At 65.4% G+C, this 26460-nt stretch carries 23 protein-coding genes and 3 pseudogenes; 8 read left to right on the forward strand and 18 right to left on the reverse strand.

The genetic code is table 11. From position 1 onward, the window contains the following. Positions 1-568: 568 nt before the first annotated feature. Positions 569-1960 carry a DUF1501 domain-containing protein gene (locus ASD86_RS23820; protein WP_056116773.1) on the reverse strand — a complete coding sequence of 464 codons (1392 nt, stop codon included), beginning with the start codon at positions 1958-1960 and terminating at the stop codon, positions 569-571. Between the two features lie 9 nt (positions 1961-1969). Further along, the gene (locus ASD86_RS23825; protein WP_056116775.1) at positions 1970-3583 is read right to left on the reverse strand and encodes a DUF1800 domain-containing protein; all 1614 of its coding nucleotides are present in this window, start codon (positions 3581-3583) and stop codon (positions 1970-1972) included. Positions 3584-3710: 127 nt separating this feature from the next. Between ASD86_RS23825 and ASD86_RS27350 the strand changes: the two genes are divergently transcribed. Next, positions 3711-4286 carry a hypothetical protein gene (locus ASD86_RS27350; protein ID WP_162253726.1) on the forward strand — a complete coding sequence of 192 codons (576 nt, stop codon included), beginning with the start codon at positions 3711-3713 and terminating at the stop codon, positions 4284-4286. A 37-nt stretch (positions 4287-4323) separates the two neighbouring features. Here the strand turns inward: ASD86_RS27350 and ASD86_RS23830 are convergent, their stop codons facing one another. After that, on the reverse strand, positions 4324-4731 hold the full coding sequence (locus tag ASD86_RS23830) for a hypothetical protein (protein WP_056116777.1): 408 nt from the start codon (positions 4729-4731) through the stop codon (positions 4324-4326). A gap of 191 nt (positions 4732-4922) precedes the next feature. On the opposite strand from ASD86_RS23830, the gene ASD86_RS23835 reads away from it, so the two are divergent. Next, a complete protein-coding gene (locus ASD86_RS23835; RefSeq protein ID WP_056116779.1) occupies positions 4923-5366 on the forward strand; it encodes a hypothetical protein in 444 nt (147 codons plus the stop codon). 73 nt (positions 5367-5439) lie between these two features. On the opposite strand, the gene ASD86_RS23840 is transcribed toward ASD86_RS23835, so the two are convergent. From ASD86_RS23840 to ASD86_RS23870, 8 genes and pseudogenes are all read right to left on the reverse strand, one after another. Further along, entirely contained in the window at positions 5440-6528 is a 1089-nt protein-coding gene (locus tag ASD86_RS23840; RefSeq protein ID WP_056116781.1) for an ABC transporter permease, read from the reverse strand. Next, positions 6525-7472: pseudogene (locus tag ASD86_RS23845) on the reverse strand (ABC transporter ATP-binding protein). The gene ASD86_RS23840 and the pseudogene ASD86_RS23845 overlap by 4 nt, the downstream one beginning before the upstream one ends. A 56-nt stretch (positions 7473-7528) precedes the next feature. Next, the gene (locus ASD86_RS23850) at positions 7529-8500 is read right to left on the reverse strand and encodes an HlyD family efflux transporter periplasmic adaptor subunit (protein ID WP_056116783.1); all 972 of its coding nucleotides are present in this window, start codon (positions 8498-8500) and stop codon (positions 7529-7531) included. Between the two features lie 74 nt (positions 8501-8574). After that, positions 8575-8964: pseudogene (locus tag ASD86_RS28070) on the reverse strand (TetR/AcrR family transcriptional regulator); the annotation flags it as partial. Position 8965: 1 nt separating this feature from the next. Beyond that, a pseudogene (locus ASD86_RS28075) lies at positions 8966-9195 on the reverse strand (helix-turn-helix domain-containing protein); the annotation flags it as partial. 120 nt (positions 9196-9315) lie between these two features. Further along, positions 9316-10227, reverse strand: a complete 912-nt coding sequence (locus tag ASD86_RS23860) for an MBL fold metallo-hydrolase (protein ID WP_056116787.1) — start codon at positions 10225-10227, stop codon at positions 9316-9318. Continuing rightward, positions 10224-11240 carry an NAD-dependent epimerase/dehydratase family protein gene (locus ASD86_RS23865; RefSeq protein ID WP_056116788.1) on the reverse strand — a complete coding sequence of 339 codons (1017 nt, stop codon included), beginning with the start codon at positions 11238-11240 and terminating at the stop codon, positions 10224-10226. Before ASD86_RS23865 ends, ASD86_RS23860 begins: the two co-directional genes overlap by 4 nt. Before the next feature lie 87 nt (positions 11241-11327). Beyond that, positions 11328-12419, reverse strand: coding sequence for a 3-oxoacyl-[acyl-carrier-protein] synthase III C-terminal domain-containing protein (locus ASD86_RS23870; RefSeq protein WP_056116791.1), 1092 nt, complete (start codon positions 12417-12419; stop codon positions 11328-11330). A gap of 498 nt (positions 12420-12917) precedes the next feature. Here ASD86_RS23870 and ASD86_RS23875 point away from each other — a divergent pair, with 498 nt between their 5' ends. The 4 genes from ASD86_RS23875 to ybeY all read left to right on the forward strand — a co-directional run bounded on the left by ASD86_RS23875 (position 12918) and on the right by ybeY (position 15753). Then, complete coding sequence (locus ASD86_RS23875; protein WP_056116792.1) at positions 12918-13571, forward strand: phosphatase PAP2 family protein; 654 nt, start codon at positions 12918-12920, stop codon at positions 13569-13571. 97 nt (positions 13572-13668) lie between these two features. Then, on the forward strand, positions 13669-13911 hold the full coding sequence (locus ASD86_RS23880; protein ID WP_157477077.1) for a hypothetical protein: 243 nt from the start codon (positions 13669-13671) through the stop codon (positions 13909-13911). A gap of 160 nt (positions 13912-14071) precedes the next feature. Next, positions 14072-15058, forward strand: coding sequence for a PhoH family protein (locus ASD86_RS23885; protein WP_046655969.1), 987 nt, complete (start codon positions 14072-14074; stop codon positions 15056-15058). Between the two features lie 212 nt (positions 15059-15270). Continuing rightward, a complete protein-coding gene (gene ybeY / locus ASD86_RS23890) occupies positions 15271-15753 on the forward strand; it encodes an rRNA maturation RNase YbeY (protein WP_056116796.1) in 483 nt (160 codons plus the stop codon). A gap of 409 nt (positions 15754-16162) precedes the next feature. Here ybeY and ASD86_RS23895 read toward each other — a convergent pair whose 3' ends face one another. The 7 genes from ASD86_RS23895 to ASD86_RS23925 all read right to left on the reverse strand — a co-directional run bounded on the left by ASD86_RS23895 (position 16163) and on the right by ASD86_RS23925 (position 24010). Then, the gene (locus tag ASD86_RS23895; RefSeq protein ID WP_200957300.1) at positions 16163-16681 is read right to left on the reverse strand and encodes a hypothetical protein; all 519 of its coding nucleotides are present in this window, start codon (positions 16679-16681) and stop codon (positions 16163-16165) included. Between the two features lie 252 nt (positions 16682-16933). Further along, complete coding sequence (locus tag ASD86_RS23900; protein ID WP_056116798.1) at positions 16934-17344, reverse strand: type IV pilin protein; 411 nt, start codon at positions 17342-17344, stop codon at positions 16934-16936. Between the two features lie 13 nt (positions 17345-17357). Further along, entirely contained in the window at positions 17358-21089 is a 3732-nt protein-coding gene (locus ASD86_RS23905) for a PilC/PilY family type IV pilus protein (protein ID WP_162253727.1), read from the reverse strand. A 116-nt stretch (positions 21090-21205) separates the two neighbouring features. Next, positions 21206-21709 (reverse strand): PilX N-terminal domain-containing pilus assembly protein, encoded by a 504-nt coding sequence (locus ASD86_RS23910; protein WP_082578671.1) that lies wholly within the window; start codon positions 21707-21709, stop codon positions 21206-21208. Between the two features lie 8 nt (positions 21710-21717). Continuing rightward, positions 21718-22971 carry a PilW family protein gene (locus ASD86_RS23915; RefSeq protein WP_162253728.1) on the reverse strand — a complete coding sequence of 418 codons (1254 nt, stop codon included), beginning with the start codon at positions 22969-22971 and terminating at the stop codon, positions 21718-21720. Between the two features lie 17 nt (positions 22972-22988). Next, positions 22989-23495, reverse strand: coding sequence for a type IV pilus modification protein PilV (pilV, locus tag ASD86_RS23920; RefSeq protein WP_056116805.1), 507 nt, complete (start codon positions 23493-23495; stop codon positions 22989-22991). Continuing rightward, entirely contained in the window at positions 23492-24010 is a 519-nt protein-coding gene (locus tag ASD86_RS23925; RefSeq protein ID WP_082578674.1) for a GspH/FimT family pseudopilin, read from the reverse strand. The genes pilV and ASD86_RS23925 overlap by 4 nt, the downstream gene beginning before the upstream one ends. A gap of 423 nt (positions 24011-24433) precedes the next feature. Between ASD86_RS23925 and ASD86_RS28080 the strand changes: the two genes are divergently transcribed. Further along, entirely contained in the window at positions 24434-24979 is a 546-nt protein-coding gene (locus ASD86_RS28080) for a GspH/FimT family pseudopilin (RefSeq protein WP_056116810.1), read from the forward strand. A gap of 163 nt (positions 24980-25142) precedes the next feature. Beyond that, a complete protein-coding gene (locus tag ASD86_RS23935) occupies positions 25143-26012 on the forward strand; it encodes a transporter associated domain-containing protein (RefSeq protein WP_056116812.1) in 870 nt (289 codons plus the stop codon). Positions 26013-26460 lie beyond the last annotated feature (448 nt).

Raw genomic sequence — 26460 nt, forward strand, 5'->3', positions numbered from 1 at the left:
CTTCGCGGGAATGACGGCCTGGAGTGCGGCCAGCAGAGGAAACCGACGTGGCATGCCGAGGCAATCAAGCCATCCGGCAACACCTCTCGAAACCTACCTATCGTCATTCCCGCGAAGGCGGGAATCCAGTGACTTCAGCTCGCCCCCCCCAGCTACTGAGTCGGCTCATGAAGCGAGCATCCGTAAACCTTCGCGCAAGTACGCTCAAAGTCGCTGGATTCCCGCGTTCGCGGGAATGACGGTTTGGAGAGTGCCACCTGCAATACGGCTTATGTCACAGAGCCTGAGCACTCAAACCATAGAGTCGAGATGACGTGGCGGTTGCGATCGCATCACGGTCCTATGCCGAACAACTGCAACGAATCGGCAAGTCCTCCTCCGAAACTCTCCCGCCGTCATTCCCGCGAACGCGGGAATCCAGTGACTTTAGCTCGGACACTTATCTACTGAGCCAGCTCACAAAGCGAACATCCGCAAGCCTTCGTGCAAGAACGTTCAAAGTCGCTGGCTTCCCGCCTTCGCGGGAATGACAGCTTGAGGGTGATGCCCGCTTCGTTCTACCAGGCACTCAAGCCATAAACCCAAGATCGCGTACCGCGAAATTTCCCAGGTTCGGGAAAATCAGATCCAGATCGGCATCCGCCACCCCGAACCACTTCGCCAGCGTGCCAGCGTATTGATCGACCGACGTGGTTGGAATGATCCGCCCCTGCCCGGCATCGTCCGCGCCGTCGGGCGTGAGGTCGGGCATGCGCCCGTAGAAGCGCCCGCCGCGAACCGCGCCACCGACGACGAAGTGATGCGAGCCCCAACCGTGATCGGAGCCGTCGCCGTTGGACGACAGGGTGCGGCCGAAATCCGATGCGGTGAACGCGGTCACCCCGTTGGCGACGCCGAGTTCCACGGTCGCGTCATGGAACGCGGTCAGCGCCTGCGACAGCGTGCTCAACAACACCGGATGATCGATCAATTGATCGTCATGGGTATCGAAGCCGCCGAGCGACACGCTGTAGATCTGGCGACGGTGGCCGAGCGCGGTGCGCGCGGCGATCGTGCGCGCGACCATCTGCAGCGCCGCGCCCAGGCCGGTCGCCGGAAACGGCGTGGCCAGCGCCGGCACACCGGCCAGCGCATCGCCGATCAAGCGGCCGTTGTCCCCGGCGCGGCGGTAGGCCCCCGCGTAGCTGCGTTCCATGACGTGTGCCTGGCGGTCCTGCTGGACCAGCGCCTGCATGGCCTGACGCAGGTCGGCATTGCCCGGCTGCAGCATCAGCGGCCCGGTCTGGTGCAGCACGTACTGATCGACGCTGGCCGCGCGCGCCAGGGTCGCCGCGGCGTTGATCGAGATGGTCATCGGCAGCGCCGCGCCACTGTTGACCGGCGTCAGCAAGTCGGCGATGCGGCCGCCCCAGCCGAGCCGGCGGGCGTCGTCGGTACGCGAAATCTGCCAGTACTGCGATTGGTCGATGTGCGAGAACAACTGCGGCGGCAGCCGCGTGCCGAGACGGGCGCGGTACTGATCGCGGGTGATCGGCTGGATCAAGGTGCCGAGGTTGCTCAAGATCGCGGCGGCGCCGTTGTCGAACAGCTTGCCCAGACCGGTCGTGCCGACGGTGTCGATCGCGTCGATCGCCGATTGCAGGCCGTAACGCGCGCCGTCGGATGCACCGCCGCCGGTCAGCGGCGACAGCGGCAGCAAGCCCGACTGCGGCAGCGCCAGCGTTGCGCGCGCCGCGGCGTAACGATCGTAATGCGCCCCCTCCAGCGGCACCACGGTGTTGAAACCATCGTTGCCGCCGCCCAGGAACACCATCACCAGGGCCTTGTAGTCGTTGAAGCTGCCGGGGCCGTAGCTGTTGATGGCCGCGCCCAACAGGTTCAGGCCGGCCGGGCTCGCATAGGCCGCGGCGCCGCCGAGAGCGGCCTTGAGCGACTTGCGCAGGAAATTACGTCGATCCATGGCGGCGGCTCACTTTTGCACGTTGTATTCGGGCGAGTTGAGGATCAGATACAGCGCGCGCTGCACCCGGCTCAATCCGCCATCGTTGTTGCGCACGCCGTTGAGGTGATTCAACAGCACCTGGCGCATCGCGGGCGACATCTGCCCGGACAGGAACAGCAGGTTGTAGCGATCGAGCAATGCGTTCGGATCGGCGGCCAGCGGCAGGTCGCGGCTGAAGTCGAGCAAGATCGCGGTGTCGGACTGGCCGGTGGCGCCGGTATGGAATCCGCGCACCAGGTCCCAGATGAGATTGTTGCCGGCCGGGATCAGCGAATCGTTGGCCAAGGTCAACTCCGGCGCCGCCAGACCGAGCTCGCCCATCTCGCCGATCGGCACGAAATCGGGACGGAAGAAATTGAACACCGACGGCGAGCCCAGCGGAATCTGGCCCAGATTGCGCTGGTAGAAATCCGGGGCGCGCGCGACATAGCGTCCGTTGCGGCTGCGCGCGTTGAAAGCGCGGTACAGATGGGTCAGGCGCAGCATCGGCTCGCGCACCTTGCCGAAATGCGACGGCTGCGCCGACGGCGTGCGCGCCTCCGGATCGAGCAGGATCGCCTTGACCACCGCCTTCATGTCGCCGCGCACGCCCTGGCCGTTGTCGGCGAAGACCGCCGACACGCGCGCCACGTACGCGGGACTGGGATTGCTGGTCACCAGACGCTGGATCAACTGCCGTCCGATGAACGGGCCGACGTTGGGATGCCGGAAAATATTGTCCAAGGCCGCGCCCAGATCGCTCTGCGCCGTGCCGCCGGCCGGCAGCACGCCGTTGGCGAGCGCCACGCCTGGATAACGCAGCAACTGCTTGGACTGGGCGCTGGCATGGAACTGCGGATAGGCCACCATCGGCCGCTCGCGGACCGGGTCGATGCGGCTGGCCTTGCAACCGCGCAAGCTGCGACAGCCTTCGTAGGACCAGCCGGTGAACACATGGGCGAATCCGCCGATGGTGTCCTGATCGTAGGTCGCCACGCTCTGCCCGTCGACCAGCACCGGCGTGCCGTCGGCGTTGAGCCGGACCAGGCCGACACTGAACAACTGCATCACTTCGCGCGCGTAATTCTCGTCGGGGCGGATATTGAGCGCCGGATCGGGCTTCTCATTGCCGAGCATCGACAGGTACACGCCCATCGCAGGATGCAGGGTCACGTCCTCGAGCAGCTTGCGGTAGTTGCCCAGCCCTTCGTTGACCAGCACGTCGTAATAACTGCTGGTGGAATAGCCGGTGCGCTGCTGCACGCCGGTGGCGGAGATCACCAGGATCTCGCTCAACGCGAACGCCACCCGCTGGCGCAACTGGTCGCGATGCGTCAGCCCGGGCGTCAACCCGTCGACGCCGCCGAGCGACATCTGCAACCAGCCCTCGAGACGCTGGTCGTCGGTATTGCCCTGGTCGGGCGGATTCGGCAGCAAGGTATGCAGATACTGCGCATGCGACGAGGCCGGCATCGCGATCTGCTCGTCGATCCAACGCTCGTAGGTGCCCAACTGGCGCAGGTGCGCGATGTCTTCCAGGGTGGGGCCGAACGTCGCCTGGGCCAGGAAACGCGCGGCCGCGGCGTCGGATTCGACCGCCATCGGCGTCGCCGTTGTCGGCGGTGGGCTGGGCGGCGGAGTACCGGGTGGAGTACCGGGCGGCGTGCCCGGTTGCGCCGGTCCGGGCGGTGTCGCCGGCGACGGAAGCGGCCCAGTCGCCGATCGGCCCTTGCCGCCGCCGCAGCCCGCCAATGCGAGCGCAGTCGCCAATGCAAGCAACGCCACGCAGCGGCATGCGCTGATTCGCATACGCGTGATCGACATGGTTTCCCCCTGGTTGATGATGTCGTGCATGGTCGCGATGAGCGCGCGGCGGCCAATGCGCGCACACCATACCTGCATCGATGTCGGCTGCACATGGGACTGCGTAGCAAATTTTCGCCATGCACAAGCGCATGGATTCTCGATTGGTTGGTCGCATTTTTTTCACCAATCGACATGCATCAACATTGAGTCGACAAGCAAGCGCCTGATGGATGTGCCGACGAGACATTCGGATAGTGCTTGCGCAATCCATAACGTGTGCCACTTGGCACAACACTCGAGCGTGCGCCGCGCCAACCACCTGCATGGCAAGCCCATTCACGCGGAGCGCGGAAGCATCGAGTTCGTTGGCACGCCCCCAACAATCCGCCAGTTCGCAATCAGTGCCAGCCGCGCGCGCGGGGCCGAAGCTCGATTGGCGACACGGTGTCATGCCGAAGCCAGGAATCCCGATCGGAAATCACGGAATCCGAACCGGTGAAAATCGTCGTCGCCTGCGCGTGATCGCTACGGCGCGATCACAGCACTTCGCGTTTCGCGCCGGGATAGCGATCGGGCTTGAGCACCACATCGCCGACGCCGAGATAGTCGTTCACCTCGAGCGCTTTGCCGTCGCGGATCACTTCGATCTCGGTCTGCGGCACGCAGTAACGCCAATCGGGAAAGTAGATCGGATGCGGAGTCTTGAAACAGTACAAGCCGCGGTCGCGGCGGTAGAGCAGCCAGTATCCGTAGGAATTACCGACGGCCGGATTGAGCACGCGCTTAAACTCATCGCCGCTGAGTCGGTATTCGCGCACCATCACCCAGGCAATCAGCGCGACCACGGCCGCGAACGCCAGCACCACGGGCAGTGCGCGCTTCGACTCGCGCATCGGGTTCGCATTGAAGCGCGAGCCCGAAACCTTGCGTGAACTCGTTTCCATCGCAGTGTCCTCTCCCTTCGATGCAATCCGTTTTTAGGTCACCGCGTTACGGCGTTCGAGCAGCGTGAACGCTGCCTGTCCGCGCAATTAACTTTAAGTTAACAACTTATTTCGACAGGTCTTGCTGCGCCGGTCGCGGGTGATAGAACACGTCCACCCCACACCCACCGCGGTTTTAAGGAAAAAACGCCATGAGCAAGAACGCACTGCTTTCCATCGGTTTGTTGTTGGCGATCGTCACCGGTCCGGCCTGGGCGAAGGAAGGCACCGTGGTTCACAACCCCGATGGCTCCTGGGGCTGCGTCGGCGAGGACGGCAAGCCGATTCCGCCGGGCACCAACGGCCGCTGGGAAGGCAAGCTGGTGGTGGGATCGCCGTGCAAGCCGGCCACATTGAGAGTCGCCGGCGACATCGGCGTCGATCCCGGCAGCACCTCGGGCGGCGTGCGGCCGACCCGCGCGGTGCAGGCCGGTGCCGCGACCGCGGCGCAGGTTCGCGATGTTCAAGCCGCACCGGCCAGGGCCGCCGACGTCGCCACGGCGTCGTTCGACGCCAAGGGCAGTCTCGAACTCGTCGCCGAACCCGCGGGCAAGAGCATCAGCTCGAAGGGCGTCAGTTCGACCAAGTCGCGCTGAGCGCGGCGGCATGAATCCATCCGGACGCCGCATCCGCGGCGTCCGGATTGAACACGACGCGCATTCGCGGCGATCAATCCAGGCGCTTGCTGAAACGCGTCACCGCCGCGCTCATCATCACCGCGATGAATGCCGACAGATACAACACGTCCTGCCACAGTTCCCACAGGCTCGCGCCGCGCAGCATCACCCCGCGGATCAAGCGCAGGAAATGGGTCATCGGCAACACTTCGGCCAACCATTGCGCGGCCACCGGCATGCCGGCGTAGGGGAACATGAAACCCGACAGCAGGATCGACGGCAGCAGGATGAACACCGTCATCTGCATCGCCTGGAACTGCGATGCGGCCTTGGTCGAAATCATCAAACCCAGCGCCAGATTGGCCAGGATCAACAGCACCGCGGCCAGATACCCATCGAGCACGCTGCCCTTGATCGGCACCGCGAACAACCACGTACCCAGCAATAACACCACGGTCGTCTGGATCAAACCGATCACCGCATACGGCAACACCTTGCCGATCATCAGTTCGGTGCGACTGACCGGGGTGGTGATCAGCAATTCCATATTGCCGCGCTCGCGTTCGCGCACGATCGCCACGGAGGTGAACATCACCATGGTCATGGTCAATATCACCCCGATCAGGCCCGGCACGATGTTGACCGGCGAGCGTCGCTGCGGGTTGTAGAACGCGACCACGCCGATCGGCGCGACCTTGCGTGGCGCGACCACCGAACTGTCGATGGGCAATTGCGCCAGTTGCGCGGCCGCGCTCTGCACCACCGTGTCGCTGCCGTCGACCATGACCTGGGCGACTTCGCGGCCGTCGATGCGGCGACGTTCGAAATCCGGCGGCACATGCACGCCGACGCTGATCCGGCCCTGGCGCAACAGTTCGACCAGTTGCTGCGGGGTCTGCACCTGGGTGACCGGATCGATCACGCCGGTGGCGACCATGTCCATGATCAGCGCGCGCGAGGCGGCGGTGTTGGACTGATCGGCGATCGCGGCATTGAGGCCGCGCGGATTGAGGTTGATCGCGTAGCCGAACAACACCAGTTGCCCGACCGGAATCATTACGATCATCGCCAGGGTGATGCGGTCGCGGCGCAGTTGGCGGATTTCCTTGAGCACGATCGCCCACAGACGGCGCAGTTTCATGGCGTGGCCTTCGCTGCTTGCTGGACCGGCGCTTGCCGTTCGTGGCCGCGGGTGGCCGAGACGAACACGTCTTCGAGATTGGGCTTGGCCTTGTCGACTTCGGCCGGCAGTCCGGCGTCGCGCAGTGCCTGTTCCAGACTTTGCTCGGCGGTGTGCGCATCGGCCAGCAACACGCGCAGGCTGTTGCCGACCTGGGCGACGCTGAGCACGCCGGGCAGTCCGACCAGCACCCGCTGCGCCTTGCGCGGTTACGCGGCGCGCACTTCTATCGCGCGGTCGGCGAGCGCGCCGGTCAATTCGGCCGGGGTGCCGTCGGCGACCAGTTTGCCTTGATCGAGAATCGCCAGGCGATGGCAGCGTTCGGCTTCGTCCATGTAATGCGTCGACACCAGCAAGGTGGTGCCGGCATCGGCGAGTTCGAACAGCTTCTCCCAGAAGTCGCGGCGCGATTCGGGATCGACCGCGCTGGTCGGTTCGTCCAGGAACAACAGCTCGGGACCATGAATCACCGCGCCGGCCAGGGCGAGGCGCTGCTTCTGGCCGCCGCTCATGGTGCCGGCGAGCTGTTTCTGGCGATCGGCGAAATGGTATTGCTCGACCAGTTCGTCGATGCGCTGGCGCGCTTTCGCCTTGGGAATGTCCTGCACCGCGGCGAGGAATTCCAGGTTCTCGCGCACGGTCAGGTCTTCGAACAGCGAGAACTTCTGGGTCATGTAGCCGATGCGCCGGCGCAGCGCTTCGGCCTGTTCGGGAATCTTCAGGCCGAGCACTTCGATCTCGCCCGCGCTCGGCGTCAGCAAGCCGCACAGCATGCGGATGGTGGTCGACTTGCCTGAGCCGTTCGGGCCGAGGAAACCGTAGACGCAGGCGCGCGGTACGGTCAGGTCGACATCGTCGACCGCGCGCAATTCGCCGAACTGCTTGCTCATGCCTCGCGCCTTTATCGCGGGCGATTGATCGGCGGCCTGCGTGGTGTCCGGCGCGGCGAGCGCGGCGTCGCTCATGGTCCGAACTCGACCCGCACCGGCAAGCCGGCCGGCAGATCGGCGGATTTCGCGTCGCTCAGTTCGACCTCGGCCAGATAACTCAGGCGCGCGGCGTCTTCGCCGGTCAGCGCGTAGTACGGGGTGAAACTCGATTCGCTGCGGATCATCCGCACGCGGCCGTTCCAGGCCTGCTCGCGGCCTTCGATATAGACGCGCGCCTGAGTACCAACGCGCACGTCCTGGCGGATCGGCTCGGGCACGTACACCCGCGCATACGGGCGCGCGCCGACCAGCATCACCGCCAGCGGCGAACCAACCGGCGCCTGATCGCCGAGCTTGTACGGCAGGCTGTCGACGACGCCGTCGCGCGGCGCGAGCACATCGAGTTTGCCGAACGTCACCGCCTGCACCTGCGCTTGCGCCTGTGCGGCGGCGAGCGCGGATTGGCCCTGCGCGATTTGTTCGCGGCGGGTGCCGTGTTCGAGTTCGAGCAACGCGGCCTGGGCGACGCCCACCTGCGCCTGCGCATTGCCGGCGGCGGCGCGGGCGCGATCGACTTCGGCCGCGGCGATCAATTGCCGCCGGCCAAGCGGTTGCACCCGCGCGTAGTAGGCGCTGGCGTCGCGCTGCTGCGCCTGCGCGGCGGCGAGATTGGCGCGCGCCTGAGCGATGGTTTCGCTGCGTGGGCCGGCTTCGAGTTCGGCCAGCGCATCGGCCGATTGACGTGCCTGCGCCTGCGCGGCGTTCAATTGCGAACGGGTGCGGTCGAGTTCAAGTTGCAGCACGCGGGTGCCGGCCTTGATCCGCTGGCCTTCGCGCACATCGATCTGCACGATTTTTTCCGCGGCCGGCGCGGGCAAGGTCACCCGATCCCATTCCAGCGTGCCCAGCGCCTGCGGTTCGTGTTTGCCGCAGGCGGCGAGCAGGATCGCGGCGAATGATGCGAGCAGCCAGGCTTTCGTCGTCGCGCCCGGGTGCAGCGTCATTCGCGTCGAACCGATCGGGCCGCCGCATGCGGGACCGGCAACAAGCTTCGTTTTCATGCGATCGCCCTCGCCTGTCATGGCGTCAATCCCCGGTCGAGCAAGGCCAGCGCATGCCGGCGCTGGGCATCCAGATCGAGATCGTCCGCGTCGAACATATGCCGCCAGATCGGCGCGCTCGCGGCCGGAAACAGGGTCAGCCCGATCAGGCTGACCATCAGCAGGCGCGGATCCAGATCGGGGTTGATCCGGCCCTCGGCCTGGGCCTGGGCGAAACGCTTGGCCATCATCCGCGGCAGCACCGGGCCGATCTGCTGGAACAGGATGCTTTCGCGCAGCGCGCCGCCCTCGCACAGCACCTCGCGCACCCACAGCGACGGCAGCCACGGGTGCTGGGCGACGATGCGACCGATCCCGGCGACGAAGCCGCCGATCAGGTCGAACACGTCCTTACCCTCGCCCATCAGNTGTTTATCGCCGAAGTAGTAGTGCAGCAGCGCCGGGTTGACCCCGGCCTCGGTCGCGATCGCGCGCAGCGAGGTCGCGGCGATGCCGTGGCGGACATAGCAGGCGATCGCGGCATCGAGCAGGCGCGCGCGCAAGTCGGGATTGTCGGCTGCGGCCGGACGGCCGGGGGCACGCTTGGGCGCGGCGGTCTTGCGCGGGCGGCCGCGTTTGGTGGGGGTGGGGGCATCCATGCGATATATTTAATTCAATGATTAATTAGTTCGCAAGCGGCAACCGATGAGCGGTCGGGTGGCCCGCCGCCTGATTAGTCGAATGCTGGGAAGCGATGGCCTTGCCGGCCCGCAACTACTTCAGCTGGCCACGGCCTCTTGCGCCGGAGCATCGTCTTCGCCCGCCGCCTCATCCAGCACCGCCGACGGATGCCGCTGCCGCCACGCGGCCAGGGTGTCGGCGCAATGCGAGGGAATCACCCAAGCGCCGGGGTGGCTGTCGCGGAACCGAGCCAGGCGGCGCACGGTGTCGAGGTAAGCCGCCGCATCGTCCATCGCCAGGCGCTGGGTCAGCCACGGCAGCGGTCGATCGCGGTCGAGTTGCTCGCGCCGCCAGAACGCATCGGCGGCCAGCACCACGCGTTCGCCGTCGCCGGTGCGCACCGCCAGGCCGATCTGGCCGCGCGCATGGCCGGGCAAGGCCACCACGTGCAGACTGCCGTCGCCGAATAGATCCCAGCCCTCGCCCAACCCACTCCAGTCCACCGGCAACGGACGCCGGCCGTGTTCGTCGAGCAATTGCAGGCGCTCGGCGAAATCGTCCGGCAGCAGCTCCTTCCAGATCTGCGCATGCAGCAGGCCGAACCAGCTCAGTTCGCGCAGCTGATTCCAGGCGTCGGCATGGGCGACGAAACGCGCGCGGCGGAATTGATCGAGCCCGCCGATATGATCGGGATGAAAATGGCTGATGACGACCATCCGCACTTCCTCGGCGTCGATGCCGCGCTGGCGCAGCAACTGCCCGGCATCGGTATGCGCGGACGAACACGCATGGATCGCGCGTCGATAAATCCAGCGCAAGCCGCCGCGCATCGCGGCGCGCGCGCTCGGGCCGTAGCCGCAGTCGAACAGGATCGCGCCCTGCACCGGATGTTCGATCAGCGCCCAGCCGGCGGGAAACTGCATCGCCGGTCCGGCCTCGAAACCCAGATGACGCGGGTCGGCGCAACTGTGGCCGGACGCGGCCAGCGTCAACGCGACCTCGCCGCTCACCGGCGGGCCTCGGCGCGCGCCAGTTCGCTCAGGGTTTTGTCGAGGGCGTCGTCCATGTTCACGCGCGGACGATACCCCAGCTCGTCACGCGCGCGTGTTATGTCCAACGTCATGTCGACGCTCAACAATTCGATGCCGTAACGCAGCAGCGGCGGTTCGCTGTCGGGCTTGAAGCGGCGATAAAACGCTTCGACCGTGCTCGCCAGCGCCAACGCGACCGGCTTAGGCATGCGCTGGTGCGGACGCGGCAGCGACAGCGCGTCGGCGAGCCGGTCGATCACGTTCCAGATCGCCACCGGTTCGCCGTTGCTGATGTTGTAGACGCGGCCGTTCAAGCGCCACGACGCATCCATCGCCAGCACCACCGCATCGACCACGTTGTCGATGTAGCTCAGGTCGACCGTGCAATCGTCCGCGCCGATCCGGCGCAGGCGGCCACTGCGCAATGCCTGGGCGATGCGCGGCAGGATCGCGCTGTCGCCGGGGCCGAAGATCGCGCGCGGCCGCAGCGCCAGCGCCGATACGCCGCCGCTGGCGCAACGTTCGAACAGGCGGCGCTCGGCGATCAGCTTGGTCGCGGCGTAATCGTTGACCGCGCGCGCCGGCAGCGGATGGTCTTCGCGGATGCCGTGATGCGGCTGGCCGTCGTGGTAGATACCCGGCGTGGAGATATGCACCAAGCGCCGCACTTGCCGCGCGATGCAGGCGGTCACGACGTGATCGGTAGCGTCGATGTTCGCCGCGACGAAAGCCTCGCGCCGGCCCCAGGGGCTCGACAGCGCGGCCGAATGCACCACGGTATCGGCGCCGCGCACGGCGCGATGCACGGCGCCTTCGTCGGTGAGGTCGACGGCGAGAAATTCGATGCCCTGCGCCTGCAGCGCGCGGCCGCGCACGGGGTCGCGGCCGAGGCCGACCACTTGCGTCCACGGCCGCGTGGCAAGCAGATGGCGGGCGAGCGCGCCACCGAGAAAACCGGTCGCGCCGGTGATGACGATGCGTTGGGTGGTCATGCGCGATTACCTGCGCGATCGCCCGCGTCGTCGCGCAACATCCGCGCCTCGGGCATCGACCGCATAGCAACACCGGTCGTCATGGCGTCAGTAGGTCATCGTCAGGCCGACCCCGGACAGGCCGGCGCCGGTGCCTAGCAAGACCCCGGGTTCGCCGCGGCGGATCGTGCCTTCGCGCACGCCCTGCTCCAGCGCCAGCGGAATCGATGCGGCGATGCAGTTGCCGGTATGTTCGAGCGTATTCACCATGCGCGCGTGCTCGAAACCGATCTGCGCGATCACGTCGAGCGCGGCGCGGCTGGCCTGATGCGCGGCGACCCAGCGCAAGGCGTCGCGCGCGGCGCGATCGTCCAGGCCGAGCTGGCGCATCACGTACGGCACCAGGCGGATGCCGCTGCGCAGCGCGGCCTGTCCCTGCATCGAGAACACCGCATCGGCCGGGGTGGTCAGCGGTCCCAACGGCGGACGCCAGCTGCCACCGCCACGCAGGGTGGTGATCTCGACGCCCTCGCCCATCGTGCGCCAGGCGATGCGATGGATGCGGCTGGGGCTGTCGTCGGGCGCGCGTTCGAGCACCGCCGCGGCCGCGCCGTCGCCGAACAGCGTGCAGACCTCGGGGCTGTCGAAGTCCAGGCCGACCGAGGCGATTTCGCTGCTGACGATCAACGCGCGCTCGATCCGGCCGTGATGGATGCGTTCGGCGGCCAGTTCCAGCGCGGCGACGAAACTCAGGCAGGTCGCATGCACCGACAAGGAGGGAATGCCGGAACGGCCGAGGCCGAGTTCGCGTTGCAGCAGCGGCCCGCCGTCGGGAATCGCGCGCTCGGCGGAACCTGAAGCATTAACGATCAGATCGACGTCGCCGACCGCGATGCCGGCCTGTTCGCAAGCGATGCGCGCGGCCTGCGCGCCCATCCAGCTGGCGCGCTCGTGTTCGGGTTCGGCCCAATGGCGGAACGCGACGCCGCTATTTTGCAGCGCCCAGCCCGCGGGCAGGCCGACGCGCTGCTCGATCTCGGCGCTGGCGACGCGGCGCCGCGGCAGATAACGGCCCAGACCGGCGATGCGCACGCGCCAATCCAGGTCGGGGCCCGGGCCGTGCGCTGAGACGTGCCTGCGCCGCGCGCTGTGTTCTTGATCGACGCGCGCGCGCGCCGTGTCCTTAGATTCGGTATCCATGTGCGCCGGCAGTATGAGCCAGTGCGGGGCATTTGCCGATATGGGACGGGAATCCTGAATCAGGTCGGCAGCGGCGGCATGACGCGGCTGACGAAGGCTTGGCGCGGCGAAGCGAGGCTTCGCATGTCCTGGCGACCGAAACATCTATGCCAGAACGCCTTCAGGCACGATGTTTTTGCTCCACTCGCGTGGACTCTTCATCGCTCCTCGACGAAAAATCACGCAAGGCCTTGCCGCTGGCGCAAATGCACCCAGCGCCGCTGCGCGTCCGAATGCATCGTGATAGCGCCGCCGGATGGTCACGTTCGCATCGCTCATTGCGCCAAACCAAAAACCTCATTAGCCGCCGCGTGAAAACCCCCGCGCCTGTGGCCCTCGCACAGGAATCGGGCCGCGCCGACAGCGGGATCGCCGTGCAACGACGCTGCGACACTGGCGTCGCCATGCCCGCATCGACCATGCTGAGCGAATAAATCGCCGCCGGATCAACCACCGCAGATGCTCGCCGCCGATGTACGCACCCGCGCCGCCGCCGGCACCGATACGGTCGCGCTGTCGCGGCGCATCGCCATCGTGATGATCGCGATGGCGATCAACACCGCGCTGTACCTGGGCATCAACGCCTATCCGCTGAGCGAACCTCGGCTGTTGCCGTACACCGCGCTCGACCACGCGCTAGGCCGGCAGGCGTGGACGATCTGGCCGTACTGGCTGTTGCTGCTGGCCGGCCCGGCGCTGGTGCTGGCGATTCGCGAGCGCCGCTATCTGCTGGCGACGCTGTCCGCCTACGTCGTCGCGATCCTGCTCGATGCCGCGATCTGGCTGCTGTGGCCGACCCGGATCGTGCGTCCGCCGTTGCCGCAGGGGCTGGATCCGCTGACCGAGGCCGCCTGGCGTTGTCTGCATGCGCTCGACGGGGTCAACAACTGCTTTCCGTCGGGCCACATCACCATTCCGGTGGTGGCCGCGGCCGGGTTCGCCGCGCAATATCCGCGGCTGCGGCCCTGGGTCTGGTCCGCGCTCGTCGTGCTGACGCCCAGCGTGATCACCACCGGCCAGCACTATGTGTGGGACATCGCTGGTGGACTGGCGACTGCGACGCTCGGCCTCTTGCTCGCGGGCACGCCGCTGTGGCGAACTGGACGTCCCTGAGCTTTATCCGATCCGCGCCTGATCGATTCGCGCCCATGGGTCGCCTGATAGTGGCCCCGACAGTGGCGCCATGCCGCCGCTCACCGAGGAAACCCTCATGCCCGACACCCCCGCCCCCTCGAATCCGCCCGGCCTATTTTCCCGCGGCGCGATCGGTTTCTGGTTTCTCGGCCTGGGCCTGCTCGGCTTGGTGCGCTCGTGGATGCGCGCCACCCGCCACGGCCCGTTCGACGCCGATGCGATCACCCTGCTGTGGCTGATCGGCTCGATCCTGCTGACCCTGATGGGCGCGCTGCGGATCTGGCGCGCCTGGCGCGAAGGCCGCCCGCCTCGCGATTGATGTCGGCGCGTCGCCGGCCTGGCATCGCGCCGGCCGACACGCTTCGCACCGCCCCGGACCGGCCGGGACCACCCGCGCGGCTTTGCGAAAACGTCCCGACAGGCGCAAGCTGTGACGCCCCGGCGCGCAATGCGTGCTCGAATCTGCTTACGCTTTGTCTATGTCTGCCCGAACCGTTTCCGAATTCACCCTCGATCCCGCCGACAGCGAACGTCTGGCCAACCTCAGCGGACCGTTCGACGCGCATCTGCGCATGATCGAACTGCGCCTGGGCGTGGAAATCGCCAATCGCGGCAATATCTTCCGCATCGACGGCCCCGAGCGCGTGGTCGGCGAGGCCGAGAAGCTGCTGCGCCGGCTGTGGAAGGACGCCGCCGAGGAAACCCTCGACGAATCCGCGATCCATCTGGCCCTGACCGAAACCGGCGCCGAGCAATTGGTGGCGCAGGACATCGAACCGCAGGAAGTCGCGATCCGGGTCAAGCGCGGCACCATTCGCGGCCGCGGGGTCAATCAGGCCAAGTACCTCCACGCGATCGCCACCCACGACATCAACTTCGGCATCGGCCCGGCCGGTACCGGCAAGACCTTCCTCGCCGTCGCCAGCGCGGTCGAAGCGCTGAACGAATCGCGCGTGCAGCGCCTGATCCTGGTGCGTCCCGCGGTCGAGGCCGGCGAAAAGCTCGGCTTCCTGCCGGGCGACCTGACCCAGAAAGTCGACCCCTATCTGCGCCCGCTGTATGACGCGCTGTACGAGATGCTCGGGGTCGAGAAGGTGGTCAAGCTGCTGGAACGCAACGTCATCGAGATCGCGCCGCTGGCCTACATGCGCGGGCGCACGCTCAACGATGCCTATGTGATCCTCGACGAAGCGCAGAACACCACCATCGAACAGATGAAGATGTTCCTGACCCGCATCGGCTACGGCAGCACCGCGGTGGTCACCGGCGACATGACCCAGGGCGACCTGCCCAAGCACATCAAGTCGGGATTGAAAGACGCCCTCGAGGTGTTGCGCAACGTCAACGGAATCAGCTTCACCTTCTTCGAAGCCAAGGATGTGGTCCGCCATCCGCTGGTCGCACGCATCGTGAGCGCCTACGACGCGCGCGATGCGAAGGATGCGCAGACCGGCCCGGCTGCTTGATCGGCGCGGGGCCGGCGTTCGTGTCGGTGTTCCGTGCCGGCACTAGCGCCAGTGTTTGCGCTGATGCGGCCCGGACCGTCGTCGGCGCGAGCGCCACGCAGCCGTAACGGGCCGCCGCCTGATCCCGCGATCGGCCAGACCATGCCGTGCACTGCCAATAGACCCTTAGCGTTGCGTCTCTCCCATCAGCCCGCACCGCAGTGAGTACCACGATGACCCAAGGTCCCGTCCGTCTCGATGTCGCCGTCAGCTATGCCCTGCCGCGCAAGGGCCTGCCGGCGGCGAACAGTTTCCGCAAGTGGGTCGCCGCCGCGTTGAAAGGCCGCATCCGCGAAGCCGACCTGGCGATCCGCATCGTCGGCAGCAAGGAAGGCCGTTCGCTCAACCGCCACTACCGCGACCGCGACTACGCCACCAATGTGCTGAGCTTCCCCGCCGATCTGCCCGAAGGCCTGCCGAAGGGAGTCAAGATGCCGCTGCTCGGCGATCTGGTGATCTGCGCGCCGGTGGTCGTACGCGAAGCACGCGAGCAGAAGAAGCCGCTCAACGATCACTACGCGCACCTGACCGTGCACGGCACCTTGCACCTGCTCGGCTGGGATCACGAGGACGAGCGCGAAGCCGAATGCATGGAGCAACTGGAGCGCGAGATCCTGGCTTCGCTGGGGATCGCGGATCCTTATCTGGAAGAGTGATCGTCAGCTGAAAGAGTGATCGTCGGCTGGCGGGCCGATCGGCTTCGCGGGAATGACCGGCGAACGCGGGTCGGGGTTTACTCCGATTCGCGCATGAGGCTTGGAATCACTGGGTCGCCTTGATACGCGAAGCCGATGACGCGGCGATTCATTTCTGGCATCGCCCGAGAGAACTACAGCGACGCCTCTAAGCCCGCGCGGCCGGTGGGTCCGCATCGCAGCTCGGCAACAAGCCCGTCATGCCTTCGATGCTGCCTCGCCACCAAGGCAGCATTCGCCGTCAGCCGCAGCGCGGTCCGCGCGGCCCGCGGGTCCGCATCGCGGCTCGACAGCCAAACCGTCACGGCTTCGATGCTGCCTCGCCAACGAGGCAGCATTCACCATCAGCCGCAGCGACCGACCGGCGCGATCAGAGGCAGTCGATCAGCCCGTCGTAAATCGACACTGTTGTCCCCGGCAAGGTCGCATACAAAGGCCGCTCGCCTGCCAATGCGCCCAGCAAGGCCGAAACCGTGGTCTTGGGCGCCAGCGGCGCGCGACAGCGCCAGACCTTCGGCGTCACCTGGATCTTGCCGGTGGCCGGATCGATCTCCTCGTTGCTCGCCGCGAACACCCACACGCAACGCCCGATCACGCCGCTGGACTGATCAACCGAGCATCTGAACCGCAACGCGTAGATGTTGCTGTAATCGCCTTCGCAGAACGTGTCGCCGCAGATTTCGTCGAAGTTCTCGCGCAGGTGGTAAAGCGCTTCGTACCAGGCATTGATCTCGGATTCCGAGGTCAGATAACTGCCAAGTTCGACATAGCCGGTTTGGGAGGTCGAGGCGAGCGTTCGGGCAGGCGCCGCGGCGGCTGTTGTGTCGTGCGCCATCAGCAACAGGCAGGCGGAAAATACCAGGGCGGCGCAACGCGAGGTGAAATACATGGATTCATCCTTGAAGGTGGTATGGAGTCGATGCGCGCCGAGATGACAAACGATTCAAGAGGCGCCCGGATAGTGTCCCCACGGTCAAACGCAATCGCTGTCCGTGTCGGCCACGCGCAGTGGTCGGAATAGTCCGCAAGCGCATGTCGGTCGCCTCCGCGATTGCGACCGATCGCTCTTGCGGTGGCCGATTGCCGCATGGCTGACAGCGCCAACCCCAGCCGCGCGATCCAGGACCGCGCTATCGGACGGTCATTGCCAGCAGGTTGGATCGTCCGGCAATCGGCTGCCCGCGGAATTGATCGACAACGTGCCGCACGTGTCGCGAGCCTGCGGGCCGATCGGCACGGCGCGAATCGTGAACGTCTGGCTGGTCGGCGCGGACTGGAAGCTCAGGTTGTAACGCGGTTCGCCGGATTGAGGCGAGCGTGCGAACGGCAGGGGCGCGCCGGTGTAGCGCCCCTGCACCGTGTAGTAGCGCTCCATTGCCTGCGCTGCTTCGACCAGATCGGCCTTGGCCTGGCCGCGACGGCTCTTGCGCACGCTGTCCTGATAGGTCGGTACCGCGAAACCAACCAGGATGCCGACGATAGCGACCACGACCATCAGTTCGATGAGCGTGAATCCACGCATGCGGCGTCGCTGGGGCTTGATCTTGTTCATTGCCTCGCTCCGGTCAACGTAATTGCCGCCAGGATTGACGCCCGCAAGGACGAATCCAACGGCCCGTGGGAAGGTCCTGGGCGGCCGCCGTGACATAGCAGCGCTGTTCCTTGTCCGCGCTGGGGCCACCGCCGCCAGGCGATCCCGGCGATCCCGGCGTTCCGCCGCCGCTGTCGTCAGCAGGGAGTATCGAATTGCGGCTGGACAAGGTCAGGGTCAGATTGCGGGTCGGACCGGCGCTGCCCTCGCCTGTCGGCGTCACTGATGTACGCTTGATCGCACCGATCCCACCGACGACCACGCTGCCCGATTCCACGACCGTGGCATTCATGAGCGCTGCGCCACCGGTGACGGCGTCGAGACCATACAACCAGTTGTTGCTCTCGAGACTGCAGCCGTCGCCGACCACCGGGTCGTAGCTGGGGAACAGCAGTTTCCCGTTCCAGATGCGGGGATTGCCGACGAAACGCTCGCCGGTGGCAACGGGGTCGCCGCTGCTGGCCGAATCGATTCCCAGATTCAGGAACCAGCCGCTCTGGGTCACGTCGATCGAGAACTGGGTCGATAGCCGGGCCACTTCGGTACCCTGCCGGACTTCGGTCATGAATTGCTGCCGCAACTCACTGCGTCCGCTGATCTCGCGGCCACGATCGATCAGGCCATAGACGCTTTGCACCCCCTTGTCGGTCTTGTCGGCGTTGAACGAGAAGCTGCCGGTGCCGAAGAAGATCATCATGTTCTCGCCGGCGAGAGTCGCCTCGAAGCCGCCGGTGATCGGTTGGCGCTGCGTGTAGTCATCCTTGTTGCGTGCGATGAACAAAGGCTTTCCGTCAAGAGCGACCACATTCTTGCGAAGGTCGAATTTCCACACCGCGCCGTTGAGATCTCCGCCGTAAACCGTGTCGGCGTATCCGTCCTGCTGCAGGACGTCGCCAGTGCCGGTATAGCGATCGACCACGACGATATTGCCCAAGCCGTTGTTGCTACGCGTGGGTGCGTTGGCGCCGGCTTCCTGGGCACGCACCAGGCTCACCGCACCGGTGGCGATATCGACCACGAACAGGGTCGCCTTGCCATTAACGCTGCCGTAGCCGTTGCCGAATATCGCCTTCCAGGCGACATTGCCTCCCGCATCCTTCACCGGCACGATCGCGGCATCGCCAAGCACGCTGCCGATATCGGCGCCGCCGTTGGCCAGCGAAGCCTTATCGGTGATCTCCCACAACACGTTCAACGTCTGCTGGTCGGTCACATCGAGCGCGAACACGCCGCGGCCGCCCGCGCCCACGCTGCCGACCACAACGGTCTTCCACGAACCGCCTGCATAGGCATCTTGCGCGGTGAACTGGCCGTCGACGTAATAGCGGTGCTTGAACACCTGGTCGAGTTTGTCTTCGGGTTTGTATGGGAACAGCAGGTTACCCATGTGTCCGATCGAGGTGCTCGGGATGAACGCGAAGGCTTCGCGTCCGCTGACACCGTCGAACGCATGGAACATGCCGTCATTGGCGCCGACATAGACGAACGGCTTGCGCTGACTGCTGGCCTTGGCGCTCAGATAGGTGCGATATTTCAGGCGGTCGCCGTCCAGGGCCGTGTAACCGTAATCGTCGGTCGCGCCGGTGACCAGTGGGGTGGAGTTGACGATGTCGCCCAACAGCGTGGTGCGCTTGCGCAGCTTGCCGCTTTCGTGGGTGCGATCGCCGCGCAGGTAGGCGACCGCCTCGGCGGGAGTCACACCACCGGTGATGCGGCCGAATTTGCCCGCGCAATTCTGCAGCGAATCGCTGCACAGCACGGCATCGAGATTGTTTCCGATGTTGTTGGCGCTGAAATCGTGCACCGTCGGCACGACGTTGCCACCATTGGGCACGGCATAGCGGATCGTTCGTCCCGCGCCCAGTCCGGCGCTGGCTTCCCATGCCTCGACGAAGTTACCACTGGCATCGAGGCGGCTGCCACGCAGGCGGCCGTACCAGTCGGTGCTGCTATTAGTGATGCCGTATTCGGGCTCCACCGCGAGCGTGTCACTGCCGACCCGCGAGCCGGACAAGCCACTGCCGCCGGCCGGCGCGGCACCGCCGCCGAACGAGCCGATAATCGATTTCATCGCATCGGTGATGTCGGCCGGAGTGCGTGAATTGATGTAGCGGCCCCGCGCGTTCAAGGTGGCGTGCCACAGTTCGTCGATGGTACGAGGATCGCTGTCGACCTTCGCCTCCCAGGCCGGCGCCGTGACGAACGGATCGGGCGAATTGGTCGCCGGATTGTAGGTGTTGCCGTAGATCTTGCCCTTGGCGCCGAGGGTGAGCGCATAGAAATTCATATGCGGATCGCGGCGGCAATCGATCTTGGGATCGTTGGGATTGGCCGCGCAGGCCTCTTTCGGAACCGGCACGCGTCCCGCCGGAAGATCGGGGCGCAAGTTGGTCAGGTAGTACTTGGCGGCGATGTCCGCCAGGGTATTGGGGTGAGCGTCGCGCAATGGAACCGGCATGGTCGAGTCGCTCAGGCTCGCCGCGACCGTCGGCTCCGCGGTACCCGTCGAATTGTTGCTGTAGCCGTCGGTGAACAGCATGCCCGCATTGATCTGGCAGGCCGAACGAACCGGTGCCGCGGCATCCTTGCGCATGAATTGTTGGCCTAGGTGATCGACCGCGAATCGGTTCGGGGTGCTGCCGCGGTTGGTAAATGTGCGAATTTCGTCGTTGTACAACGCGGCCTTTTCGCTGGGCACATCCATATTGCGCATCGGAACCGTTGCGACTCGGTTGTTGATCGTGAACATCCCGATCGTCATCGAATCAATGCCCTCCAGCGAAATCGTCAACGCAGCCTTCATCGCACGCAGGCGATTTCCGTAATAACTGAACCAGTTGGCGTAGTTGGTGATCGCTTTTTCGTACCCATCGCCGGTGTAATTGCCCGGCTTTATTTCGTATCGATACAGCGTACAGCCCGTCCCGCACGCATTGCTGATCTCGGTCACCGCGGTCGCTTTGTACTGCGATTTCGCGCTCGGCGTCGCACTGGTCGAGTAGTACGTCGCCGGAAAATACTCGATAGCTACCAGGCAGTTGTCGGTAAGCTTGTGCGCGGCCGCCAGCGTCGTCCAAGTCGTGACGTTGGATGCGCGGCCGGTCAGTCCACCGCAACTGGGCTTCGGGTTACCATTGCCGTCGAGATTGGCACTTCGCCCCATATAGTAGACCGTGTTGGCGGGCAAGGTCATGCCGCTGGAGACCATGAAGTACGCCCTGAAATCGGTCGCGGCATTCGGCATGCGGTAGTTATTGGTCATGTCGATCGTGCCGGCGCCGGCCACATCGTCGGGATTGATCGGCACGGCGGTCGGCGGAGCGTTGGGGTAATCGACGAATGCACCATCGGTTCCGCTAGGCTTTCGCCACCGCGGGTAGGTGAAATCCGGATTGAAATACGACGGGTTGTAATCGACCGATCGCGCGAAGCCGAAAACATCCAGCGGCGGTATCGCGTACGAGCCTCCGTTCATTGTCGTCGCCGAGGGCATGACATAAACGTAATTACCGCGATCGAAGGCATCGGCCTGCGTACGCAGACGCCGGGAAGGGCTGGTAATGAAAAAGCCACCGGCATTGCTCCAGAACGCACCGCCCTCCGAGCCGGGGAACAAGGTCTGGAAGGTCATCGAGTTCGAATCGTCGATCGCCATGATGAAGGCCGGCGGCGCGGTGGCGCTCGAGTTCATCGGCGCCTGCGCCAACGCGCCATCGCCCTGGGCGGCGTCGGCGTCGGACTGCTGATACAGGTACAGGCCACCCGCTGCGGCCAACAGCAGCGAACCGGCGAAGATCAGACGTAGCGGCTTCATGGCGGGCCTCACGGAACGAAGATGGTGTCGATGACCGCCTCGGAGCCCGCATCGCGGACTTCATCAACGGCAAAGGCGGTCACCTGAAAAATCAGGTTGGGATCGTCGCTGAGCGGCGCCTTGCCGAGCCCAGCGCTGGACGTGGCGGTGGTGCAGTGGTCGATCCGACGCGTATGGGTAGTGCCTCTGCGCTGGGGATTAGCGGCCCATGAAACCGAATCGAAGCTCGCGTCCAGACACAGCGGCTGATCGATCTCGAGTACTTGCCGGCCGGAGCTGTTGACCTGCGCCAGCAGGTTGCGTTCGACCAAGCGCGCGGCCGCCTCGGCGTTCTGGAAGGCGCGGTTGCTCGCGCGGTAGTTGGCGGTCATGCGCTCCTGCATGCCGGTCACCTGCATCGCGGTGATGCCCAGCAGGGCGAGCAGGATCAGCATGATCAGGGACACGTAGAGCACTGCGCCGCGTTGGCGTCGCGGCGAACGACCGAGCGATCGATGGCGGAAAGGCGACATGGGAGTCCTCAGTTGCCGGTCAGGCGGTTTCGCACGGCGATATTGGTTTCGTAGACGCTGCGGTAGCGGCCGTCGTTCGGAGGAGCGAGCAAGGTGCCCTGCGCACTCATCGCAGCTGTCCGAGTCGGAGTGGACGTCTGATCGTTGCTGCGCACCGCCATTCCGATCTGGACCTTGTTGACGCGCTGCCAGGCCAGTTGCGGCAACCACTTGTCGATTTCCGGCCGGCCGCTGGCGGTGAGGTTCACTCCGGTGGCGGTGGTCACCGTGCCGAGACGTCCCAACGGCGGCCGAGCGGCACGGCGTTCGATGTCCTGGCCATACATGAGTTGCAGGTTTTCCACGCCTTCGACCAGCTCTTCGCTGCGAACGCTGATCGACGGCGCGCCGGGTTGAGCATCGAAGCGCGCGCGGAATAACGCCGGCTGATCGTCGGACTTGAGGCCGACGTAAAAGACGTAACTCTCTGCGCGGTGCAGGCGCGCTTGACCGATGCCGAACACGTCGGCTCCGTCGAAAGCGCTCTGGTTCAGTCCGGTGACCGCGGTGTTGATCAAGGTCGAACCGCTGCCCACGCCGACCGATTCGGCTTGGAAGACCACCGCTGATCGGCAATCGGCGATGCCGAGCAGGCCCGACGCGCCGCCCGCGGCCAACACCGCCCATTGTCCGGAACGCACCGATACGGTGGCTCGGGTCGGATCGGCCGAGGAGACGTCAAAATCCAGGACTTCGGCGCTCTCCGGCGAAAGTACGCGCAACGCCAGAATGTCGCTGCCGCGGACCGGCAGCGGATCCAAACCGGCCAAGGACGCAGGAAGCGCCGGCGACCAGTCTCCCGCCGCGCCGGCCACCGGAATCGTGGACAAGGCAACGGCCTGGTTGGGCGCGCTGCCGTTGGCTTCGTATCCGCGCAACGAGAAATCGAAGCGCAACGCATCGTTGTTGGCGACGTCGGGCACCGTGCCGTAGTCCTGGCGATCCCTCAGGAACAGCTCGCGCACGGCGCGTCCACCGAACTGGAAGTGGGCCTGGTCCGACGAACAACCGAACTGGCCGGCGTGGCGAATATCGCGCTGCAGCGAATCGAAGGCGAAGCGAGCACTCTCCTGTACGCGCGCCGCGCCCTGGGCCAGCGAATAGGAAGCGCGCGAGGCCGAGAATATCTGCACCAATCCGAGCACCAGCAAGCCGCTGAGGAGCAAGGCCACCATCAGTTCGATCAGCGACAGGCCGCGCTGTCTTGAAGGTCTCGCCGTCATGCGTAACCGGTTCGGTTTCATAGTCTGCTCTCCAGAACGAACCGCGTCGCCTCGTTATTGGGATTCCAGCGCTGGGCATCGCCCCACTGGATCGTCACCGAGACCGTTCCGGTATCGGTATTCACGGCGATCTGACTGTTCGCCGTTTCGCCCAGCGATTGCCGCATCGCGCATCTGAAACTGTTGACCTGGGCGATCGGCGTGGTCGCGACAGGATCGACACGGCAGCTATCGGCGACGCCGCTGGCCGCGTAGTCGCCGACGTAGCCCACCGCGATCAGGCGGTTGTTGCGGATGTCGTCGAGCATTTGCGAGGCCAGGTTGGTGGCGACGGTGCGGCTGTTGCTGCTCTGGGTCAGTCGCAGGTTGGTCGCCTGCAGCATCGCCAGGCCCAGCAACCCGAAGCCGAGCACGAGCACGGCGACCAGCACCTCGATCAGGCTCAGGCCGCGGCTGCGCGCGCCCGAAGCGGGTTGCGCGCGGCGACGAACGGCGCGCGACGGGCGAACCGATTGCGAATTCACTGACAGTTCTCCCGTGCGACCGTGGCGCGGCCTATCTGGTTAATCGTGATCGAGCGCTGAAGTTGGGTTCCGGCCGTGCATTCGTCGGGACGCACGGTGAAGGCGGGCGTCCCTCCACCCACTAGCCGGCCGAAATTGTCGAACGACAATTCGTTGCCCGTTCCTGAAGCGCTGAGCCGGATTCCGGTCGATGCCGCGACGACGCGACGTATCTCGCCCGCATCCATCGAACCGCTGCGATTCTCGTCCGTCCATACCATCACGCCGCTGTTCCAGTCGCCGCCGCAGCTGATGCCGTCGCTGCTTGGGCACAGGTGCGCGACGTCCTTGCTGCGCAGCGCCTCGGAGCGGGCGAAATTGATGGTGGACAGGAGGGTATTGGCGGCCGTTGCGACGCGACTGGAACGCATCGCCGCGGAGAAGTTGGGCAAGGCCAACGTGAGCAACACGGCGGCGATGCCTATCGTCACCAGCAACTCGATCAAGGTCACGCCCGATTGCCGCGTCGTTCTCATCACATGGTTTCCATGAAACGAGACCCGAATCTACGGAAGGCGGCCGCGTGGAAGTGAGGGCAGCGAGGACGAACGGCGCTTCCGCGGTACTGGACGGCGATTCATACATTCTTTGAATGCATGTGCAGCACATTTACTCCGTTCAATTCGGCCTGTGCCGCGCAAATGACTTTTATGTGCCGACTACCTGGAGTCGCCTTCGGCCATGATCGCGCGGCGTTTATCGGATGCCGCTCGCGTGAAGCAATCATCGTTCTTCCGCCGTATCGATCGAACAATTCGCGCGTAGCAGTCGCGTTTCGCGACGGGCTGCGCTTGCCCGCGATCGATCAGCAAAAATCCGACGCCGCGATGCGGATAAATCCCGTGTCGGCCCCTGATCGTCGGCGCGACACTGCCGATCCGACGCGAAGGAGCGCATCCATGCAGAGTTCGAAGGGACTGTCTCTGATCGAGACGATCGTTGTATTGGCTATCGCCTCATTGGTGATCGCGATGGCCGTTCCGGCCGCGACCGCCTGGACCGACCGGGTGCGCATTACGCGGCTGCAATCCGATTTGGCGGAAATATTTCTGACCGCCAACCGATTGGCCGTTGCCGGAGGCGCGGCGACGATTCTGTGCCCGTCCCGCGGCGGCGGTTGCGACGACAGCAGCGACTGGAGCCAAGGCTGGCTGGTCTACGCCGATGTCGATGGAGATCGGGCGTTCGGCCGATACGACAACCTGATCCGCAGAACCGCGGCACTCGACGGCGGTCTTCGCCTGCATGGCACGTCGGGACGTCCGAAGATCGTCTTCCATCCGCAGGGCGACATCACCGGCAGCAATGCGACCTTCACGATATGCGCGCCCAACAGTAGACAGGTCGCCAGCGTGGTGATGTCGAATGCGGGTCGATTCCGGCAGTCGCCGGGCCATTTCGACCAGGGCGAACAAACGTACGTCATGGACTGCACAAGCATCTGATTTGAAAGTGGATTTCAGCTCCCGACCCGACCGGGAGGCGGCTCTAACGCTGCCGCGGGGATATCGAACGGGCACGCGCCGGCAGCGCATGGGTGCGGCCGCGGTCTTCCGGGTTAAACTGCCCCCATCACCCCTCCCCCCGAGGGGCGCAGCCAAGAACCGAATGTCCGAGGACGACAGTAGTAGCACCCACCCGCCGGAACACCACGAGAAACGGCGCTCCTGGCTCGACCGCATCAGCTCCGCGCTGTCGGGCGAACCCAGTTCCCGCGAAGATCTGGTCGAGTTGTTGCGCGATGCGCAATCCGACGGGCTGATCGCCGCCGATACCTTGCGCATGATGGAAGGCGCGATCGCCGTGTCCGACCTCACCGTCGGCGATGTGATGATCCCGCGCTCGCAGATGATCGCGCTGCCGGCCGACGCCAAGTTCCTCGACCTGATGAAGATGGTGGTCGAGTCCGGCCATTCGCGCTTCCCGGTGCATGGCGAGGACAAGGACGAGATTCTCGGCATCCTGCTGGCCAAGGACCTGCTGCGCGGCGTGGTCGCCGATAACGGTCCGGGCACCATCCACGAACTGCTGCGCCCGGCAGTGCTGATTCCCGAGTCCAAGCGCCTGGACGTGCTGCTGCGCGAGTTCCGCCAGTCGCGCAATCACATGGCGATCGTGATCGACGAGCACGGCGGCGTCGCCGGCCTGCTCACGATCGAGGACGTGCTCGAGCAGATCGTCGGCGAGATCGACGATGAGCACGACGAAGCCGAGAATCCCGATGCCTTGATCGCGGCGCAGGCCGACGGTCAGTACGTGGTCGATGCATTGACCCCGATCGACGATTTCAACGAACGCTTCGGCGCGAATTTCGACGACGATGAATACGACACGATCGGCGGCCTGGTGACCGCGGCGATCGGGCACTTGCCCGAGGCCGGCGAGGAACTGACCCTGGACCGCTTCGTGTTCCGCGTGGCCAGCGCCGATGCGCGGCGCGTGCATGCGTTTCATGTCGGGGTGTTGGGTAGTTTGTGAGGCGATGCGCTGGCGCGGGTCGCGGTTATCGGGCGCGGTGCGTATGCGGCTGAAGCCGAGGCGTTGACGCCAATGCGTTGAATCCAATGCAGACCTGCATCCTGTTTGCCAGGATCGCTTCACGGCTGATCACATGACGCGCCTCCCTCATCCGGCCCTTCGGGCCACCTTCTCCCGCTTGCGGGAGAAGGGCTTGTCGAATGGTCGCATCTTGAGATTTCGTTCTCGGCGGCCGAACTCCGTTGCGGTCGTGTTCCGTTGTTGTCGGCGCCGCTGAGCCGGCTCGCTGATGCCAACCGCAGGCAGTACAAAACCGAGCTAGCCTGCACGAGTAGCTGGAATGCCGCCGACCATGTCGGCGGGCCGGGTCACCCGTAGGGCGCCTACGTCGCCCAGCAAGTAGAAACGAATCGATGCGATTCGCCGCGCCGGCTCGCTGCATCGGCTC

This window comes from Lysobacter sp. Root690 (genome assembly GCF_001427785.1).
In the GTDB taxonomy this organism is placed as follows: Bacteria; Pseudomonadota; Gammaproteobacteria; order Xanthomonadales; family Xanthomonadaceae; genus Lysobacter.

Coding starts and splice junctions, on each gene's coding strand:
- ASD86_RS23820 (WP_056116773.1), bottom strand. CDS start 1,960: ATGGATCGACGTAATTTCCTGCGCAAGTCGCTCAAGGCCGCTCTCGGC.
- ASD86_RS23825 (WP_056116775.1), bottom strand. CDS start 3,583: ATGGCGGTCGAATCCGACGCCGCGGCCGCGCGTTTCCTGGCCCAGGCG.
- ASD86_RS23830 (WP_056116777.1), bottom strand. CDS start 4,731: ATGGAAACGAGTTCACGCAAGGTTTCGGGCTCGCGCTTCAATGCGAAC.
- ASD86_RS23835 (WP_056116779.1), top strand. CDS start 4,923: ATGAGCAAGAACGCACTGCTTTCCATCGGTTTGTTGTTGGCGATCGTC.
- ASD86_RS23840 (WP_056116781.1), bottom strand. CDS start 6,528: ATGAAACTGCGCCGTCTGTGGGCGATCGTGCTCAAGGAAATCCGCCAA.
- ASD86_RS23850 (WP_056116783.1), bottom strand. CDS start 8,500: ATGACGCTGCACCCGGGCGCGACGACGAAAGCCTGGCTGCTCGCATCA.
- ASD86_RS23865 (WP_056116788.1), bottom strand. CDS start 11,240: ATGACCACCCAACGCATCGTCATCACCGGCGCGACCGGTTTTCTCGGT.
- ASD86_RS23870 (WP_056116791.1), bottom strand. CDS start 12,419: ATGGATACCGAATCTAAGGACACGGCGCGCGCGCGCGTCGATCAAGAA.
- ASD86_RS23875 (WP_056116792.1), top strand. CDS start 12,918: ATGCTCGCCGCCGATGTACGCACCCGCGCCGCCGCCGGCACCGATACG.
- ASD86_RS23880 (WP_157477077.1), top strand. CDS start 13,669: ATGCCCGACACCCCCGCCCCCTCGAATCCGCCCGGCCTATTTTCCCGC.
- ASD86_RS23885 (WP_046655969.1), top strand. CDS start 14,072: ATGTCTGCCCGAACCGTTTCCGAATTCACCCTCGATCCCGCCGACAGC.
- ybeY (WP_056116796.1), top strand. CDS start 15,271: ATGACCCAAGGTCCCGTCCGTCTCGATGTCGCCGTCAGCTATGCCCTG.
- ASD86_RS23895 (WP_200957300.1), bottom strand. CDS start 16,681: ATGTATTTCACCTCGCGTTGCGCCGCCCTGGTATTTTCCGCCTGCCTG.
- ASD86_RS23900 (WP_056116798.1), bottom strand. CDS start 17,344: ATGAACAAGATCAAGCCCCAGCGACGCCGCATGCGTGGATTCACGCTC.
- ASD86_RS23910 (WP_082578671.1), bottom strand. CDS start 21,709: ATGTCGCCTTTCCGCCATCGATCGCTCGGTCGTTCGCCGCGACGCCAA.
- ASD86_RS23915 (WP_162253728.1), bottom strand. CDS start 22,971: ATGACGGCGAGACCTTCAAGACAGCGCGGCCTGTCGCTGATCGAACTG.
- ASD86_RS23925 (WP_082578674.1), bottom strand. CDS start 24,010: ATGAGAACGACGCGGCAATCGGGCGTGACCTTGATCGAGTTGCTGGTG.
- ASD86_RS28080 (WP_056116810.1), top strand. CDS start 24,434: ATGCAGAGTTCGAAGGGACTGTCTCTGATCGAGACGATCGTTGTATTG.
- ASD86_RS23935 (WP_056116812.1), top strand. CDS start 25,143: ATGTCCGAGGACGACAGTAGTAGCACCCACCCGCCGGAACACCACGAG.